The 18,520-nt window shown below is 43.4% G+C and carries 9 protein-coding genes; 8 read left to right on the top strand and 1 reads right to left on the bottom strand.

Features of this window, described 5'->3' with window-relative positions:
* The first annotated feature begins 149 nt into the window (after positions 1 to 149).
* The 3 genes from EGM68_RS13445 to EGM68_RS13435 are packed head-to-tail and all read left to right on the top strand — an operon-like array spanning position 150 to position 13,044.
* Positions 150 to 3,593 carry an amino acid adenylation domain-containing protein gene (locus tag EGM68_RS13445; protein WP_240664037.1) on the top strand — a complete coding sequence of 1,148 codons (3,444 nt, stop codon included), beginning with the start codon at positions 150 to 152 and terminating at the stop codon, positions 3,591 to 3,593.
* Positions 3,594 to 12,185: a non-ribosomal peptide synthetase gene (locus EGM68_RS13440; protein WP_129549401.1), complete on the top strand. Its 8,592-nt coding sequence runs from the start codon at positions 3,594 to 3,596 to the stop codon at positions 12,183 to 12,185.
* A complete protein-coding gene (locus EGM68_RS13435; protein WP_129549400.1) occupies positions 12,172 to 13,044 on the top strand; it encodes a glycosyltransferase family 17 protein in 873 nt (290 codons plus the stop codon). Before EGM68_RS13440 ends, EGM68_RS13435 begins: the two co-directional genes overlap by 14 nt.
* Before the next feature lie 110 nt (positions 13,045 to 13,154).
* On the opposite strand, the gene EGM68_RS13430 is transcribed toward EGM68_RS13435, so the two are convergent.
* Positions 13,155 to 13,457, bottom strand: a complete 303-nt coding sequence (locus EGM68_RS13430) for a hypothetical protein (RefSeq protein WP_043885972.1) — start codon at positions 13,455 to 13,457, stop codon at positions 13,155 to 13,157.
* 295 nt (positions 13,458 to 13,752) lie between these two features.
* On the opposite strand from EGM68_RS13430, the gene EGM68_RS13425 reads away from it, so the two are divergent.
* From EGM68_RS13425 to katA, 5 genes are all read left to right on the top strand, one after another.
* Positions 13,753 to 14,658, top strand: a complete 906-nt coding sequence (locus EGM68_RS13425) for an NUDIX hydrolase (RefSeq protein ID WP_013371358.1) — start codon at positions 13,753 to 13,755, stop codon at positions 14,656 to 14,658.
* Positions 14,659 to 14,688: 30 nt separating this feature from the next.
* A complete protein-coding gene (locus EGM68_RS13420) occupies positions 14,689 to 15,171 on the top strand; it encodes a riboflavin biosynthesis intermediates N-glycosidase (protein ID WP_129549399.1) in 483 nt (160 codons plus the stop codon).
* Between the two features lie 5 nt (positions 15,172 to 15,176).
* Complete coding sequence (locus EGM68_RS13415) at positions 15,177 to 16,076, top strand: TIGR02452 family protein (RefSeq protein ID WP_129549398.1); 900 nt, start codon at positions 15,177 to 15,179, stop codon at positions 16,074 to 16,076.
* A gap of 49 nt (positions 16,077 to 16,125) precedes the next feature.
* Entirely contained in the window at positions 16,126 to 16,728 is a 603-nt protein-coding gene (gene cysC / locus EGM68_RS13410; protein ID WP_129549397.1) for an adenylyl-sulfate kinase, read from the top strand.
* Positions 16,729 to 17,016: 288 nt separating this feature from the next.
* Positions 17,017 to 18,474, top strand: a complete 1,458-nt coding sequence (katA, locus tag EGM68_RS13405) for a catalase KatA (RefSeq protein WP_129549396.1) — start codon at positions 17,017 to 17,019, stop codon at positions 18,472 to 18,474.
* Positions 18,475 to 18,520 lie beyond the last annotated feature (46 nt).

Genomic DNA, 18,520 nt, shown 5'->3' with positions numbered 1-18,520 from the left:
TGTGGTATTTTATTGTAGAGCAAGAAGTAGCTATATACTTATTTTAAAGAAATTTTCAGTCGAAAAACAAGCTCTGATGTCATTTCTTTTTCTCCAGTTAAATATCCAACCTATTGTAATATCTGGATTATGGCTGACAGGAGAAGGAGATGATCTTAAACATGTTACACGGTATGTTAGCGGATTACCCGCGGGAGAAAACGATTCATCAATTGTTTGAGGAGCAGGTTGAGCGTACACCGGACCACGTAGCGGTTGTATTTGGGGACAAGGACTTGACGTATGCCGATCTGAACAAACAGGCCAATCAGCTTGCACATGTTTTGCGAGCCAAAGGTGTAGATAAAGACGAGCCCGTCGGGATCATGGTTGACTGCTCATTGGAGATGATTATCGGGATTTTCGGAATTTTAAAAGCCGGGGGAGCCTATGTGCCGATTGATCCGCAATATCCCAAGGAACGTATACGCTATATGCTGACGGATTCCGGCGCAACCCTCCTGCTGACCCGGCTTCCAATCCACAACCCATTGGAGCTCGACAGTCTTGTTCTGGATTTGATGGACAAGCGGAATTATGGAAAAGAAACACGGAATCTCACATCTATTCAAGGTTCCGATACGCTAGCATGCATTATGTATACGTCCGGTTCTACGGGCGAACCTAAGGGAACCTTAACGATGCACTACAACATTACACGTGTTGTTAAAAAGCCAAATTACATCCATTTCTCGACAAAAGATCGGATATTGCAAGTGTCCAGTTTTTCGTTTGATGGTGCTACATTTGGTATTTATGGAGCTTTGCTTAATGGGGGCACTCTTGTTTTGAGCACACAGGATCAATCTATGAATGCACGGGAGCTATCAAATATACTACGTACACAACAGATTACAAAATGCTTTGTCACGACGGCTCTTTTTAATGCATTGGTGGATATTGACCCCGGCTGCTTTGCAACCATTGAAACCTTGCTATTCGGTGGTGAGAAGGTGTCGGTCAGCCATGTACGTAAAGCGTTCGCTGTTCTGGGTCCCGGCCGTTTAATTCATGTCTATGGGCCGACGGAGAGCACGGTATTTGCTACGTATTATCCGATTGATCATTTGGACGAAAATGCAAATACTGTGCCGATCGGCAAACCAATTAGCAACACGAAGATTTATGTCTTGGATCAAGAGCAGCGTCCTCTGCCGCAGGGAGTTACAGGCGAATTGTACATCGCTGGCGATGGATTAGTTAAAGGTTATTTGAATCGTCCAGAGCTGACAGCAGAGCGGTTTATTCAGTCTTCACGGGTACCTGGAGGCAGATTGTATCGTACCGGAGATTGGGTACAAGAGCAAGCGGACGGAAACATCGAATATATTAGCCGGATCGACGGTCAAGTAAAAATACGGGGGTACCGAATTGAGCCAGGAGAAATAGAGTCGCAACTATTAAAAATAAATGATATACAAGAAGCGGCTGTTATTGCCCGCGAAAATGAGGCCGGTCAGAAGCAACTGGAAGCGTACTTTACAGCGACCACAAAACTGACAGCAGATGAAATTAAATTTGCTCTCTCTATAAAACTCCCGAATTACATGATCCCCTCTTTTTTTATTCAATTAGAGCAGATGCCACTGACACTGAATGGTAAGCTGGATCGCAAGGCACTGTTGGCCCTTCAAGGAAATAAGCATGCTGGAGCAGAATATGTCCCTCCTGAGCCGGGACTGGAGACGAAGCTGATGGATATCTGGCAGGATGTATTGGGACTGCAGCAGTTCAGTGTTTTAGATAGCTTTGTCGACCTCGGTGGACATTCTATTCATACGCTTACATTAATGTCAAGGATGGAGTGGGCAGGATATCACGTCACTTTAGCAGACATTTATCACTATAAAACGATTCGGGCCCTCGCTGATTACCTTCGTTCAACACAGAATAGTGTTATCGGGTCCCAACAGCAGCAGGGCATCATTAAAACAAGACATCAGCTGATGTCTTGGCTTCACCAAGAAACGGATGGTGTTTTTGAGTGGGTGAAATACCAAGTAAGGGATTTTATTCACGAAGTTAGAGATATTCAGGTGCTTTACTCCGACATGGTGGCTAACGTTAACCATATCTTGCGGATTATGGACGGAAAAGTAGCTCCAGAGCTACTGCCTCACTATATTGTACCACTGCATCTAAGAGCTGAAATGGCTGATCAATACTGGACGATGGATGAAGAGGAATTTTTCCAGCGTCTAGGCTTAAAGAGCATGAATTCGGATCCAGTGGAAAGTTTACGCAAGCAATTGAAAGATGATTATTTGAAAAAAGATCAGTTTCTTAAAAGAGGAGAAGTGGCACAAGAATATCCACTAAGTGGAATTCAACAAATGCAAATTTCGTTTCAAACACCACCAAGTTTAGGTGTATTTAGGCTGGATGAGTGTGTAAATTATAATTTTTTGAATCAGGCCTACAATCATTTTGTCCAAAGTCAAGGATTACTGAGGAGTGTTCCGACCCAAAGAGATGGATGGACTTATTGGAGGGAATACGTACTGCCTAGTGATAATGTGCCAAGACTTAACATTATTGATGTGTCAGCTTACAATCCATGTGGCCCCCTCATGGAAATGATAAATGATTATGTTACAAATACCCGATTCGCCGGAGAGCAAATGTTATTCCACATGTTTGTGCTGAAACGGAACCTGCGTGAACATTATGTCATTACTATTTATCATCATGCGATATGCGACCGGGTGACCTCGGAAGTAGCTGAGCGACAGCTGATTGCTAGCTACAGGAGTCTACTTCAAAATCGCTCCCTTCCTATGGATGAAGTGAAGCCCTATGTGGAGTATGTTAGACAAATCCAAAGTGGACCAAAAGGAATCACGGAACCAGAATTAATATCATCTTTTAATTTGGAAGCGTTCCAAAAAAGCAAGCAATACATCTTCCAAGCCCCGAAGCTTCGAACGAGCACAGAAGCCTACCTGTTTAACGTATGCATTCCCGCTGCAAATCCTTCTTTAGAGCTGGCGCTTTATGTCTATACAAGGGGCCTGCAAACATATTTAGGTATGGATAAGCTGCCATTGTTATTTTTATATGATGGAAGAAGATACGACGAGGAAGCTTATTATAACACGACCGGTGAATTTATTGATTTTGTGCCTATGCTGTTGGATCTGAAGCAAAATCCAGATGAAATGATGCAGTCTGTCAGAAGCAGACTGGATTTATTAAAATACCATACGATCAATTTTATGCATCTTCTTACAAGCCCTGATTACAAAGACAAGTGGAAGCGGACCAGAACACTTGCACAGTTGGGGAAGCAGTATGAGCAACTAGATTTATTCATGTTTAACTATTTAGGAAACAGCACAAAGGCAGGCTCAAAATACAGCAATTATTATGATGATACCGTTATAAAGCAACCGAATCCACTGCCGATCCATTCACTGTTCAATTGCATTGCTTCTTCCTACACGGATGGTCTTATCTTTTCTATACGATGCAGTTACGAGATAGAAGTAGAGGAAGTCAGGGCTGCTTTTTATCAAGCTGCTGGTATAGCATCCCGGATAGGGGAGGTACAATAAGTGATAGAGTCATCCAATATACCTAGTCAGAGTGGGTCTGATAGACCACGACGTTATTTGCCTTTATTTTCTCACTCCAGTAGAAATATCTCACAGCCTGCAGGCCACAATCAAGTGCTTTACGGCATACGTTTGGAGACAAGACAGGTCCAAGCGATTTTAGAATTTGTACAGGATCATCAGATAGGTATGCCTTCCTTTATAACATCCATATGGTCCGTACTGCTATCCCATTACGCCAATCAATATGCTTTGCCTGTTGTATATTCTATGATATCCGACAAAGAAGAAAAAGGAGATCGTCTGGATTATCCGCTACTCATTCATATACAAAGGGAAGATGATCTTTTCTCTTTGACACAAAGGATACAAATGGATTGGAACAAACGACATACCAGCGGCGATTGGAGAGAGGATTCTTCGCAGCAGACTAAAGTCGATCCTCGATCAGGAGGAGAGAAGGATTTCTTCAATGTGGGTATCACAGAAATGTGTGATCATTTCCTATCTCCAAGTTCAAATGTGAAAGCACAGGCTCTTTTACAAAGTATAGATCAGCTAGAAATCGCACTCTGCTACCATTATGATGCGGATGTATTGGAGTGCGCAATACAGTATGATGGCAATCGTTTTGGAGAAAAACAAATCCCTAGCTTCGCAGGCCATTTTCAAACATTGCTGGAAAATGCACTCCTTTTTCCGCAGAAAAAGATACTATTTCACCCCATGCTGACCACGGAAGAACGCGAACAGATGCAACAATGGAATGATACAGAACAAGCCTATCCTTTGGATAAAACGGTGGTTCAATTGATCGAGGAGCAAGCTGATCGAACACCCAATGCGATCGCTTTGGAGTTTGGTGAGCAGAAGCTGACCTATTATGAGTTAAATCACCGGGCAAATCAAATCAGCCACATGATTATAGAGTCGCATTTGCTGCAAGGACATGGCTCTCTGCCGACTGGCACGCTAATTGCTATCATTATGGACAGGAGCGCAGATGTGCTCCCGTCAATGCTCGGAGTTATGAAAGCAGGAGCTGCTTACCTTCCGGTCGATCCCCAATATCCTGGAGAGCGGTTGCGATTTATTTTAGAAGATGCACAGGTCCAAATGATTATAACGCACAGTCAATTAGTAATTAGAATAAATCCATATATTTCTCAACTGGGTATGAAACCACATACGCTGATTTGTGTGGATGAATGCTCGGAGCAACAGGACTGCTATCCTTACGAAAATTTGCAGATCGGGCTGAAACAGAATGATCTGGCTTATGTCATCTACACATCCGGGTCTACCGGAAAACCGAAGGGCACTCTCATTGAACATGCTGGCTTGGTTACGTTGATCCCTTATCTTGTTGAAAAGTTTGGTATTACGTCCGACTCAAGAGTCATGCAATTCGCCTCCATGAGTTTCGACGCTTCGGTCTACGAATGGATCGGTACGTTATCAGTAGGCGGGACTTTGGTTGTCCTTTCAGACGATGAACTACCACCTTATGCAGACATTTCAGATATTCTGGCAGAGAAAAAGATCCACATTGCCATGCTGACGCCATCGGTGCTCCGAACAATGAAACATAGAGAATTGCCAAAATTGCGTACACTTATATCTGCTGGAGAACCCTGTACACCTGATATTGTCGACTATTGGGGAAGAGGAAGACGATTTGTGAACGCTTACGGGCCGACCGAAGTAACGATTATTTGTGCTACTTCTGTCTGCCAGCCAGGAAAAGAAATTACGATTGGCAAACCCGTTTATAACAAACGTTTATTCGTCTTGAACTCATTCGGCAATCCTGTGCCTGTCGGCGTTCCCGGCGAACTATGGGTAGGGGGCATTGGGCTTGCCAGAGGATATTTGAATCGTGAGGAACTGACTCGAGAACGATTCGCTCACAAAGAGATTGCAGTCAGCAGTGAATATCCGTCACACAGTGAGCGGTTATATAAAACCGGGGACATTGTGAAATGGACGCCGGATGGAGAACTGGTATTTATAGGGCGTAGTGATGAACAGATTAAAATCAGAGGGTATCGTATCGAACTGGGTGAAATAGAATATCAGCTACGCCAACATCCTGACATCGGTCAATGTGTCGTTCAAACCTGGAAGGACGGGTCATACCATAAACTGGTAGCTTATTATACTGCTCTAGAAGAACTGAAAGAGGCGGAATTGACGCAGCACTTGGGTGCTGTATTACCAGTTTATATGGTTCCATCATATTTTTGTTATTTGGAGTATTTTCCGGTAAATAGAAATGGAAAAGTCGACCGTGTGGCTCTCCCTGATCCGAAGAGCATCTTATTTCTTCAAGCTGATGAAGTTGTGGAAGCAGACGAGGATGATCTTGAAAAGCGTTTGCTTAGGATTTGGCGACAGATTTTAAAAAGGGGAGATATCGGAGTTAACGACCATTTTTACGCTGTTGGGGGAGATTCAATTCTTGCCATTCAGGTCGTATCTATAGCCAGAGATCACGGTATGATACTTACTCCAAGACTAGTGGCAGAGCATCCAACTATTAAGAAATTAGCTACTGTTGTTACTTGGACAAACAGTAATCAAACGGAAGAGCTTATGGTTGATTTGACAGGCGAATTTGGCTTGACACCGATTCAGCAGTGGTTTTTCGAGCAACAGTTTGTAGAGCCGCATTATTTCAATCAACCCCAGCTGTTTGTGCTCCGTGATTTTGATCCTGTGAGATTGGAAACTGCCATTAATCAATTGATTCGATTACATCCAGAGCTTTCGACGGAGATCGTGGTCAGGGAACATGTGTATTGGCAGCGCTACCGAACGGATACTTCCATCCAACTGGCTAGCTATACCCTTCAACAAATTGATTATCCTGAATCCGAAATTTTAAGCATATGTGATGCGTGGAACAGACAATTGAATTATGAGACCGGCGCTATGATATATGCAGGAGTAATCCAAGGTCATCCTGATGGTAAAGCTCGTTTATTTATGACTATACATCATCTGGTCATTGATGGAGTTTCCTGGAGAATATTGGTTCAGGAATTGTGTCAATTGTATCAGGGGACTGCACTGCCGCCCGTTTTAAATCCATACAAAAAGTGGCACTCTGTATTGATGAGTTATTCTGAACATAAGGATACGTTAAGTCATATTGAGTATTGGAAAATAGTACAGCACCAAGCTGCAGCATTTGTGCTGCCAGTAGACCATTACCCGGCTCATAAAAAGAGCAGTGCATCGTCGGAATTGGTTACGATGCTTACTTTCGACGATACGGAGCTGCTTTTGCACCATTGCTCCCAGGCTTACCATACTGAGATCAACGATTTGCTGCTTACAGCTTGGTCCTTGGCACTCTCCGATTGGTCTGGACAGACAACGATTGCATTTCGCTTAGAAGGTCATGGACGTGAGCATTTTGTATCCGATATAGACCTTACAAGAACTATCGGTTGGTTTACCTCTATGTTTCCGGTATGCATTCGGATTCTGGATAGCGGCTCTTTGGGAGCGACGATTAAATCTGTCAAAGAGCAATTGCGCTATATTCCTCACCGTGGTATGTCATATGGTGCTTTGAGATACTGCCATCCGCACGAAGAAGTCCGTTCCGAGTTAGCAGCTTCTGAACCTCAGGCTCTTTTTAATTACTTGGGCCAATTTGATCAGGGTAATATGAACGAGTCAAAAGAGTGGCTAGAGTTTACACGTGACGCAGCACAGGATTATAGCTCACCGCTTAATCATGGAACAAGCCTATTGGAACTCAATTGTTCCATAGTTCATGGCAAGCTGCATCTGTTTATGAAATATAGCAAATGTCACTATGAAGAAGTAACTATAACTCAATTGCTAGAAGCTTTTGTAACACGTCTGCTTGCTATTATCGAGCATTGCAGCCAGGCTGAACACGAAGAATTCACGCCTAGTGATTTTCCATCCGTGTCCCTGGAACAGCATTCGCTCGATCAGATCGTAAAGACATATCATTTGAAACATGGTCTAGATAAAATGCTGTATCTAAGTCCCTTACAGGAAGGACTACTGTTCCATTACTTGGACCATCCCGCCTCCGATCAATATTTCGTGCAGGTTCATTGGAAATATCATGGCAGGCTAGAGGTAGATCGTTACCGGGAAGCCTGGAACAGCGTCATTGCCGAAAATGATAGCTTGCGGACTTGCTACATTTGGGAGACGTTGGACAAGCCCATACAATGTATTGTCCGAAATGCAGAATTGGAATGGACGTTTTTGGATTTTGAAGCAGAGCAACCAGAGCGGCAACAAGAGCATATCGAAAGCTGGATGACAATGGATCGTAATCGCCGTTTTGATCTAACTCAGCCTGCGTTCCGCCTAACCCTAATTCAGATTGCTTCGAACGAATGGACGATGATTTGGAGTTACCACCATATTTTGCTGGACGGTTGGAGCCTGCCGCTACTACTGAATCGGGTACATGAGCTCTATGCTTGCAGCCTGCAAAATCGGATACCTCAACGTAACTTGAACCGTTCTTTTGAATCTTATAATCGTTGGCTAAATAATAAGGATCGCACGGAGGCCGAGACATTCTGGAGGGCATATTTGGCCGACGTAACGGAGCCGACACGACCACTGATAGAAAAAGGTACACTTCCCGATGTACATCAACCGATAGAGAACCAGCAGATCGAAACGCTTATTATCGATTCAAGACGAACCAAGCAGATCGCCGATTTTGTACAGCAAGTACAAGTTTCGCTAAATACACTGGTACAGTTCGCATGGGGCAAAATGCTACAAGTCTATCATGATGCCGATACAACCATTTTTGGCATGGTGGTATCCGGGAGAGGATCGGATCTTGCACAAGCGGATCGGATCACAGGTATGCTGATTAATACACTGCCTTTAGTCATGCACTGGAATGTGGAGCAAACCATCACGGAGTATGTACAACAGCTGCACCAAACCATTCAGAAACTAAATGACCACAGTTATGTGAGTCTGAACGAATTGAAGAGCTGGTCTGGTATTCAAGGACATGCCATGTTTTATAGCATCGTGGCATTCGAAAATTATTTGAACGACTATCGGCAGCCTGAAAATGAATTGAAGATGTCAGCTATGGAGGAACGAGAGAAAACGAATTATCCAATGACGATCACCGTGGCTCATGACGGGGAACAGATCATCATCAAGTTTATATATGATGCAGATCGACTGAAGCAAGAAACGGTTAGCCGATTGGCAGAACAACTGCAAAATACGGTGCAATATGTGCTGGATTATCCGAATCACACCGTCGGAGACGTTTGCTTCATGAATAAGGATGAATATGATCGAATCGTCTATGACTGGAATAATACGTATACAGCATATCCCAGAGATCGTTCGATTGTTGACTTATTTCAGGAGCAAGCAAAGCTGCGGTCTTCACAGCCAGCAGTAATCGCTCACAATCAGGTTATGTCCTACCACAGCCTAAACCTCATGTCTCAGCACATTGCCAACAGGTTAGCGGATGATGCTAATGCCAGTAGTCATGGAAAGTTTATTGGAGTTTACTTGCCGCGTTCTCTTGAATTCATTGTCTCCATCCTGGCGATCATGAAAGCGGGATATGCCTATGTTCCTATTGATCCTGATTTTCCGGCAGAAAGAACCCGAGAATTAATCAAGGATGCTGGACTGGACACTATCCTCACTTCACAGGAAGGAACAAAACGTATCGCGGAAGCTTGTAAGGGAATCCGTTTAACATTGATTGATACAGAACATTTTGACCAAAATGGAGTTGTACAACAGGAAAAGAAGGAAAATAGGGTTGCTCCCAATGATCTTGCTTATCTCATGTATACTTCTGGATCGACGGGAAAACCGAAAGGCGTAATGGTGGAACATCGCAATGTCATTCGCTTGGTCAAAAACACTTGTTATTTCCCATTTTCTTCTGACATCAGATTACTCTATACAGGTTCGCCTGTTTTTGACGCTTCTACGTTTGAAATTTGGGGGACGTTGTTAAATGGTGGTCAGCTGTTTGTAATTTCCAAAGACGATCTTTTAAATATCCATGTGCTGGAGCAGCGGATAAAGGAGTGGAGAATTAATACCCTATGGTTAAGTTCTGCTCTGTGTAATCACTGGATTGAAGAAAATGAAAAGCTGTTTGCTGGACTCCAATGGTTGGTCGTAGGTGGGGAAATTTTGTCGGTTAAACATATCAATCGTATCCGGCTCGCCTATCCGCAACTCTCGATTCTCAATGCATACGGTCCTACGGAGAACACCACTTTTTCGACGAGCTACCGGATCGAAAAGCCATTTGAGCAGAATATTCCTATCGGTAAGCCCATAAGTAATTCAACTTGTTATATTTTGGACAAACGGGGCCGTGTTCAGCCTGTCGGAGCAGTCGGGGAATTATACGTGGGAGGAGACGGGGTGGCGAGGGGTTATTGGCAGCAAAACCAATTGACACAGCATGCGTTTACTCCAAATCCACACCGCTCTGCCAAAGATCGTGAAAGAGGCACAAATTTAGTATTATATCGTACGGGAGATCGAGTGAGATGGTTGCCAGACGGGAATATCGAGTATATCGGACGGGCTGATGATCAGGTAAAACTCCGCGGATATCGAATCGAACTCGGAGAAGTCGAGTTCCGTTTAAGCAGCCGTCCAGTGGTAAAAGAATGCCTGATCCTTGTCGGGGAGGTTCATGGCGATCTCCGAATGTTCGCTTACTATACAGCGGAAGAGGAAGAACGAGAGGAACAGCTTCATGCTTTTATGGCTGACGTTCTGCCATCATATATGCTGCCGTTTCGTTACATTTGGCTAAAATCGTTCCCATTAACGATTAACGGGAAAATTGATCGCAAAAAGCTTCCTTTACCTGAAATCCATAGCGATAAAGAAGCAAATGCTGGACCGTGGACTGAATTGGAGCAAACCATAGAAGAAGTTTGGAGCATGGTCCTGAAGCTAGATTACATTGGCAAGAATGAAGACTTTCACACGTTGGGAGGACATTCACTCCATGCATTGCGCATAGCCAGCCTGCTGCAAAAAAGCGGATATCCGGTTACGGTTAACCAGATATTTCGCGAACAGACGATCGAACGTTTGGCACTTTCGTTGAGCAATGCAATAACGGATACAGCGGCTGCCCTCTTTCCAAACATGGATAACCCGTATATTCAGTCTATAAGAAAAACATACCCGTATGACGGATTTCCACTGTCTGCTGTACAAAAACGTTTTTTCCAAAGAGATCTTGTGAATCGCAACATGTTTAATGTACCTTACCTGGCTCGGCTCAAAAATTACATTCCTACAGAATTGCTGAACACGTCGATTGAACAACTATTGAGCAAACATGGGGCGTTACGGCTGTCATTTTCTCAACTGGAGGATGATGAATGGTATCAATTTGAGCAGAAAATAAGTGTACAAGAGGTGGTTTCTTACGTGGATTTGCGCATGGTTTCGGGATCACATGACGCCTATATTTCGGACTACTGCTCGAAAGTGCAGCATGAATTCGATATCAAGGAAGGACCTTTATGGAAGGTTGTATGGTTTGAGCACTATTACGACGAGAGCCAACAGGTGTTATTGCTTCTGTTCCATCATTTAATTTTTGACGGAATCTCTATAAACATTTTTTTAGAGGATTTGAGACATCTTCTCTTGCCGGGACAAGGGAGTAATCTGGCGCTACATGTGGAGGAGGGAAGCAGTTATCGGGATTGGTGCATGGCGTTGACGCAATATGCGGCGAAAGACACTTTTTCTAAAGAATTCACTTTTTGGAATAGGATTGTAGAAGGCGGACAATCTTTGCAGGTTGACACGGAATCTGAGGCACAGCCTCTCCATCGCCACATGAAAACTATAACGCTTGATTTACTCGAAGGAGAAGAGCATCTTCAGCTATTAAAGGCATTGGCTGTAAAGCATCAAACTACACCACTGAGCATCCTACTAACGGCATTATCACAGGCTTGTTTTCAATTGAAAAACCAATCGGATTTGCTGCTGCATGTCATGTCTTATCAACGTGAGTCCTTTTTGCCGGGTATTGTGATTGATCGTACTATTGGTTTTTTTGCTGGAGCATATCCCCTTCGTATTCAGATCCCGGCAGGAGATCAGTCGGACAATTGGGAAATGGCACTGAGACATGTCATACACATGTTGCAGCATGTTCCATCTGAAGGCATGGATTACTTTATTTTACGTTATATGATACAGGATGTTTATCCAAATACGAAACCACTGAGAGACGGAACGCACATGCTTTTCCATTACCAATCAGAGGAAATGAACGGAATAGCTGATGATTTGTATGAGCCTTTATCGATTTCTTACGGAAGCACGAATGCGGCGGACAACCCCTCTGCTTACAAGTTAAATATGACGGCAGACCTTAGACGAGATAGATTAAGTTTAACCTGCTATTATAGTTCACTGCATTATAAGGATCAGACGATCGCAGAGCTAATACGCTTTATATCCGAATATCTGTATCGAAGCATTGGTGTTCGAACATATAGCATGATAATGGAGGGAGCCTCAGATTATGAAAATATATGAATTTTGCCCTTTTTTCAATGAAAATCGCATTGCAGAGATTAAAATAAAAGAAAATGCCAGCTGGATCGACGAACTGCACGTAATCGAAGCCAACAAGACATTCAGCTATTTGGATAAGCCCTGCAACTTTAATCCAGATTATATAGGTCCCAAGGTCATTCACCATCCATTTCATGCGGATGAACTGTTTCGCGCACCTGAAGAGCATTCATTGTATTTTGATGTGGATCGCTGCGGCGCAGATCACTTTGACCACTGGTACTGGAGTCTGCTCAGTCATAACAGTGCGTTTCACAATGAAGCTTGCCAAAGAAACAGGAGCACCTTTATTTTGCAGGAAAAGGTTGAGGATGATGATGTGATCATCTTGGCTGATTTCGATGAGATCATTGACAGCCGGATGGCGGATCGTATTGTTGCGGAAGTGAAGAAACATCATATTATGACGATAAAAATGCACTATTCTGTATTTTTCCTGAATCTTTTTTGCCAATCTAATCATGGTGCTCCTCATTGGAGCTATCGCGTGTTTGCTATGACCGGACGCTACTTCAAAAGTATGCCTTTCTCACCCGATTATCTCAGGAAAAAGGGGATTGCTGAAGCGTTGTATCATGACATTTATTGTCTGGAGGAGCCGGCTGGATTCCATCATTCGTGGCTTGAAACTGCACTTCCCAAACTGCAAGCATTTGCCGCCAATGTAGAAGATAAAAGTATTTTGAATGCAGAGTATATTGATCAATGCTTACAAGATAAAAAGCTGTACTATATCGACACCGAACTTTATGTTGATAACTCAAAATCGTTTTTGAGCAGCCTACAGGAGCTCGAAACCGATGATCTTTGGTACAAGTAAAGTGAAAGAGATCAAATAAAAAAACTGCCGACAGGATCGGCAGTTTAGTTTAAAGCCTTCTGATGGTTCAGTTTGATTCATCGGAAGGTTATTTTGATATGTACTTGAAATCAATAGTAGCTGCTGGAGTTCAATGAGCTTATAATAGCAGGCAATAGAGCAACAGCCATAATGATATAGATCACAATTACAATAGCAGCCCAAAGAAGACCTGCCTTAGCGTAGTTCGCTTTGCTCGGATTCGTCGAGCCGCTAAAAGCCCACACAAACAGCATAACAAGCCCAACTACCGGTATAGCCATCAGGAGTAAACTGATCATCCACTCCTTGAATGAAACAGGTGGCGGGTAAACAGGGGCTGGTCTGGATGGTGCTCCTTGTTGATTGTGTTGCGGATTAAACTGGTTAGACAATTGAATCTTCTCCCTACGTGTTTAGTATGTTGTGTTTCCTATATTGACCAAAACATCATACATGATATGACAATAAGCAACAAGCAAAATTCAGTAAACAGTCTAATAGTACTATCATATGATCAAAAATAGGTCTATACACCCTATTGACGAAGCATTATTTATATATTATTGTATTGATATTAACATTTTGTTTTTATCAATTGATTCAAATTAAAATTTACATAAAGCATTCGTTGCTTGCTTGTGAAGCAAAAGCGAGGATGCCCCAAATATGAGCAGGTAGGTGACACAAATGAAAGATAAATTGAAACACAATCACAGTGGCTTGACGGAAGAGCAGTTTCTGGCCCTTTATGATGCGAATCAATATGAACGCCCATCCGTAACGGTAGATATGCTGCTATTTACTGTAATGGATCAGCTCCAGCAAAATTACCGTAAGCTACCGGAGAAGACACTTCAGCTTCTATTGATCCAAAGAGGAGAGCACCCCTTTATAGGACAATGGGCGTTGCCTGGCGGTTTTGTAGACATGAATGAAAGCCTCGAAGAAGCTGCACGACGCGAGCTTAAAACCGAAACCAATGTAGATCAGATTTATATGGAGCAGCTGTATACTTGGGGAGATGTGGCACGTGATCCGCGTATGCGGGTGATCAGCTGCGCTTATATGGCGTTAGTTGATCATGAATCCTTGGAGGTACAGGCAGGGGATGATGCCGCAGATGCTCAATGGTTTGAACTGGATTACAGTGTGGTTCAGGAGACGCGGACGAATCAACCGGAAGGTTATACATGGGAGCAAAACATTGACATTACATTGAAGCATGCGGACATCCTCCTGTCAGCCAAAGTGAAAGTAACTGAAATTCTTAAGGGGAAAACCATAGAAATCAAGCGAGAAGTGCTGGAGTCACAGGGAATTGCTTTTGATCATGCCAAAATTATTGCGTACGGTATTGAGCGTCTACGCAGCAAAATTGAATACACAGATATTGCGTTTCACCTGATGCCAGCTCTATTTACACTGAGTGAACTCCAACAGGTATATGAAATTATTTTAGGTAAAGAGCTGTTGGCTGCGGCTTTTCGTCGTAAAATAGCAGATCTCGTGGAAGAAACCAATGAATACAGGAAGGCGGCCGGACATCGTCCGTCCAAGCTATACCGATTTAAGCCACGGTCACGTTTTATATAGCATAAAAGAAAGAAGAAGTGAGGAATATTCATGGAAAAGTTTACATTTTTTTATCGCAGTCATTCGCCATTTTCGCAATGGTACCCTTGTGAATTTGTCGTGGATGGGTTGGAGTTTAACTGTGCCGAGCAATATATGATGCTAAAAAAAGCGCAGCTTTTTGGAGACGAAGAGGCAGCCCTGAAAATTATGCAAGCCCCCACCCCAAGGGAGCAAAAAGCCCGTGGTCGCAGTGTGCGCGGATTTGATCAATCCTTGTGGGAAGCAAATTGCCAGCAAATTGTGTATGACGGAAATTATGCCAAGTTCACCCAAAATCAGAATTTGCTCAAGCACCTGCTTAAAACGAAGGGAACTACTCTAATTGAGGCAAGTCCGACGGACACCATTTGGGGTGTAGGCTTAGCTGAAAATGATGCTCGTATACGGCACCGGAAGCTATGGCGGGGTACGAACTGGCTGGGGGAAATATTGACGAATTTACGTGAGGATTTATTGCAAAAGGAGGATTAGTCACCATGAAAAACACAATGAATTCCCGGAGTAATCGGGATGTTCGATCATATATGGCGCATGAAACACTGTCCATTTTGGAAAATGGGCATTATACGAATACCAAAGAGGTACAAGTAAATATAGCAAAAGAGGTAGAAAATGCGGGCACAGGCTCGAAGCTATATAGACCTTCTCAACTGGTAGCCATAAAGCAAGAGGCAGAGCAAAGAATAAAAACTATATGGGTAGATTCTTCCGATGTAGGCGCACAGGCGATCATTGGAAAGCTGGAAGTTACGGGAGAAAGTACGTTGCAGGCCGCACATAGACTTCAGGTCGAAGAGAAACGGGAACACGTAGCGTGTTTGAATTTTGCATCAGCCAAAAACCCCGGGGGCGGATTCCTTGGAGGCAGCCAGGCTCAAGAGGAAAGCTTAGCTCGTTCATCAGCGCTGTATCCTTGCATTTCACAAATGGAGGAAATGTATCAACATAATCGGAAGCTGCGGAGCTGTTTTTATTCAGATTATATGATTTATTCTCCCCAAGTTCCTGTTTTTCGGGATGATCAGGGAACATTGCTGGAAAATCCGTATTTAGTCGATTTCCTGACCGCGCCTGCTGTGAATGCTGGAGTCGTGCGTGAACGGGAGCCAGAGCAGGTCAATCGGATTGGAGAAGTCATGTTGGAGCGTATCCGTTATATTTTGGGAATGGCCATGCAAAATGGTGTAGAACATCTTGTGCTTGGTGCTTATGGTTGTGGGGTATTCCGCAATAAGCCGGAAGAGGTTGCCGACTGGTTTAAGCAAGTGCTTGTAGCTGAAGGATATGGACTGCTGTTTGAACAGATTGTTTTTGCAGTATTGGACCACAAAACAGAGCAGCGTACTTTAAACAGTTTTAAAAATGCTCTATCCTGATATCAGAGACATATTAACCATTAATACTGATGAAATAGGAGAGTGCTGAATGAACCCATCTTCCAACATTACCTGGCATGTATCAGAAGTGGATAAGCAAGCTCGACAGCTTCTGAACGGACATAAGAGTCCGGTGCTTTGGTTTACGGGGCTGTCTGGCTCGGGAAAGTCAACGGTATCCTCCACACTCGAAAAAGCATTATATGCACGAGGGATACGTACGTTTATTTTGGATGGGGATAATGTTCGGCATGGTTTGAATCGCAATTTGGGTTTCCTACCCGCTGACCGCAAAGAAAATATTCGTCGTATAGCGGAAGTGTCCAAGCTAATGGCACATGCGGGGGTTCTAACAATTTGCGCTACCATTTCGCCTTATCGTGAGGATCGTGAAATGGTAAAGGGCATTTTACAACAGGAAGGCTGCTACGAGATTTATATCCAATGCAGTCTAGAGGAATGTGAACGTCGTGATCCAAAAGGAATGTACAAGAAAGCACGAGCCGGAGAAATTCATCATTTTACGGGGATTGATGCTCCATATGAAGTACCGCTGGAACCTGATTTAATCGTATCCACTGAAGGTCGGGAGGTAAGTCAGTCGGTACAGGATATTCTAGACTTTCTCGATAGAAAGCAGCTCCTAATATGATTTTATGATGAATTCCATATGAATATTGTCTGAAAGTCTCCATAACAAAACCTAAAAAGTGATCAATGTAATTATTACAGAACGTAAAAAATTCAAGTCATTTTATTGTAAATAAATACAGCACGTATTACGGCAAGCCTTATGGGGCTTGCTTTTTCTTTTTTTTAATTTAAACTAATTCTAAATCCTAAATTATAATAATTATAAAAAAGTATTGATTTTTATTTGTGCACAATTTATAGTGAAAAGCACATGGTCAACCAATTCATTCAAGAGGTGATTTCAATTATGAGTAACCAACCAACGAACCTGACTACAAGCTGGGGCGCTCCTGTTGGAGATAATCAGAATTCGATTACAGCAGGCTCACGTGGTCCCACATTAATTCAGGATGTGCATCTGCTGGAGAAACTGGCGCATTTTAACCGGGAGCGTGTGCCGGAACGCGTTGTTCATGCTAAAGGTGCCGGGGCGCACGGATATTTTGAAGTCACTAATGATTTGTCTTCATATACAAAAGCAAGTTTCTTGTCCGAAGTGGGCAAGCGTACACCGATGTTTATCCGTTTTTCTACTGTGGCAGGTGAGTTAGGCTCGTCCGATACTGTACGTGATCCACGTGGATTTGCGGTAAAGTTTTATACGGAAGAAGGGAACTATGATCTCGTGGGCAATAATACGCCTGTTTTCTTTATTCGAGATGCCATTAAATTTCCTGACTTTATTCATACGCAAAAACGTCATCCCCAAACGCATTTAAAAAACCCAAATGCGGTCTGGGATTTCTGGTCCCTATCTCCTGAATCACTGCATCAGGTAAGTATTCTGATGTCTGACCGCGGTATTCCCGCTACACTTAGACATATGCATGGTTTTGGCAGCCACACATTCAAGTGGGTAAACGCCCAGGGACAGGCCGTATGGGTGAAATATCATTTTAAAACAGAACAAGGTATACAAAATCTTGATGTGGATTTAGCTGCAAAAATTGCCGGTGAAAACCCGGATTATCATATACAAGATTTGTTTAATGCGATTAAAAAGGGCGATTTCCCGGCATGGAAACTTTATGTGCAGATTATGCCTATAGAAGATGCGGATACGTACCGTTTTGATCCATTCGATGTGACCAAAGTATGGTCTCAAAAGGATTACCCGCTGATCGAGGTAGGACGCATGGTACTGAATCGCAATCCTGAGAACTACTTTGCTGAGGTAGAGCAGGCGACATTTTCACCGGGTTCATTTGTTCCTGGTATTGAGGCATCCCCGGATAAGATGCTGCAAGGACGCTTGTTTGCCTATGGTGACGCACACCGCTACCGTGTAGGTGCAAACCATAATGCGTTGCCTATCAACCGGCCGCATGCGGAGGTACACAACTACCAACGCGATGGTGCATTGCGCAGTGACAGTAATGGCGGCGGATCTGCCTATTATGAGCCTAATAGTCTCGGTGGACCGAAAGAATCACCAGCTCACAAAATTGCTCCTTTTGAAGTGTCTGGTGAGGCACAGAGTGTAGCCTATGATCATCACGATCACTACACACAGCCAGGGGACCTGTACCGCTTGCTCAGTGAAGAGGAGCGCTCACGTCTGGTCCGAAACATCGTAAATGCGATGAAGCCTGTAGAAAGTGATGAAATCAAACTGCGTCAGATCGGCCATTTCTATAAAGCTGATCCTGAATACGGACGTCGTGTAGCGGATGGTCTAGGCTTGACCGTTCCACAAGGCGAATAGAAGGATTGGTAAACTCCTATCCTAAGAACAGTATGAATAAATAATA

The sequence above is a fragment of the Paenibacillus sp. M-152 genome (assembly GCF_003856555.1).
Classification (GTDB): domain Bacteria; phylum Bacillota; class Bacilli; order Paenibacillales; family Paenibacillaceae; genus Paenibacillus; species Paenibacillus polymyxa_C.
This window is presented reverse-complemented; position numbering and strand designations above follow the sequence as displayed.

Coding starts and splice junctions, on each gene's coding strand:
- cysC (WP_129549397.1), top strand. CDS start 16,126: ATGAACCCATCTTCCAACATTACCTGGCATGTATCAGAAGTGGATAAG.
- EGM68_RS13435 (WP_129549400.1), top strand. CDS start 12,172: ATGAAAATATATGAATTTTGCCCTTTTTTCAATGAAAATCGCATTGCA.
- EGM68_RS13445 (WP_240664037.1), top strand. CDS start 150: ATGATCTTAAACATGTTACACGGTATGTTAGCGGATTACCCGCGGGAG.
- katA (WP_129549396.1), top strand. CDS start 17,017: ATGAGTAACCAACCAACGAACCTGACTACAAGCTGGGGCGCTCCTGTT.
- EGM68_RS13420 (WP_129549399.1), top strand. CDS start 14,689: ATGGAAAAGTTTACATTTTTTTATCGCAGTCATTCGCCATTTTCGCAA.
- EGM68_RS13415 (WP_129549398.1), top strand. CDS start 15,177: ATGAAAAACACAATGAATTCCCGGAGTAATCGGGATGTTCGATCATAT.
- EGM68_RS13425 (WP_013371358.1), top strand. CDS start 13,753: ATGAAAGATAAATTGAAACACAATCACAGTGGCTTGACGGAAGAGCAG.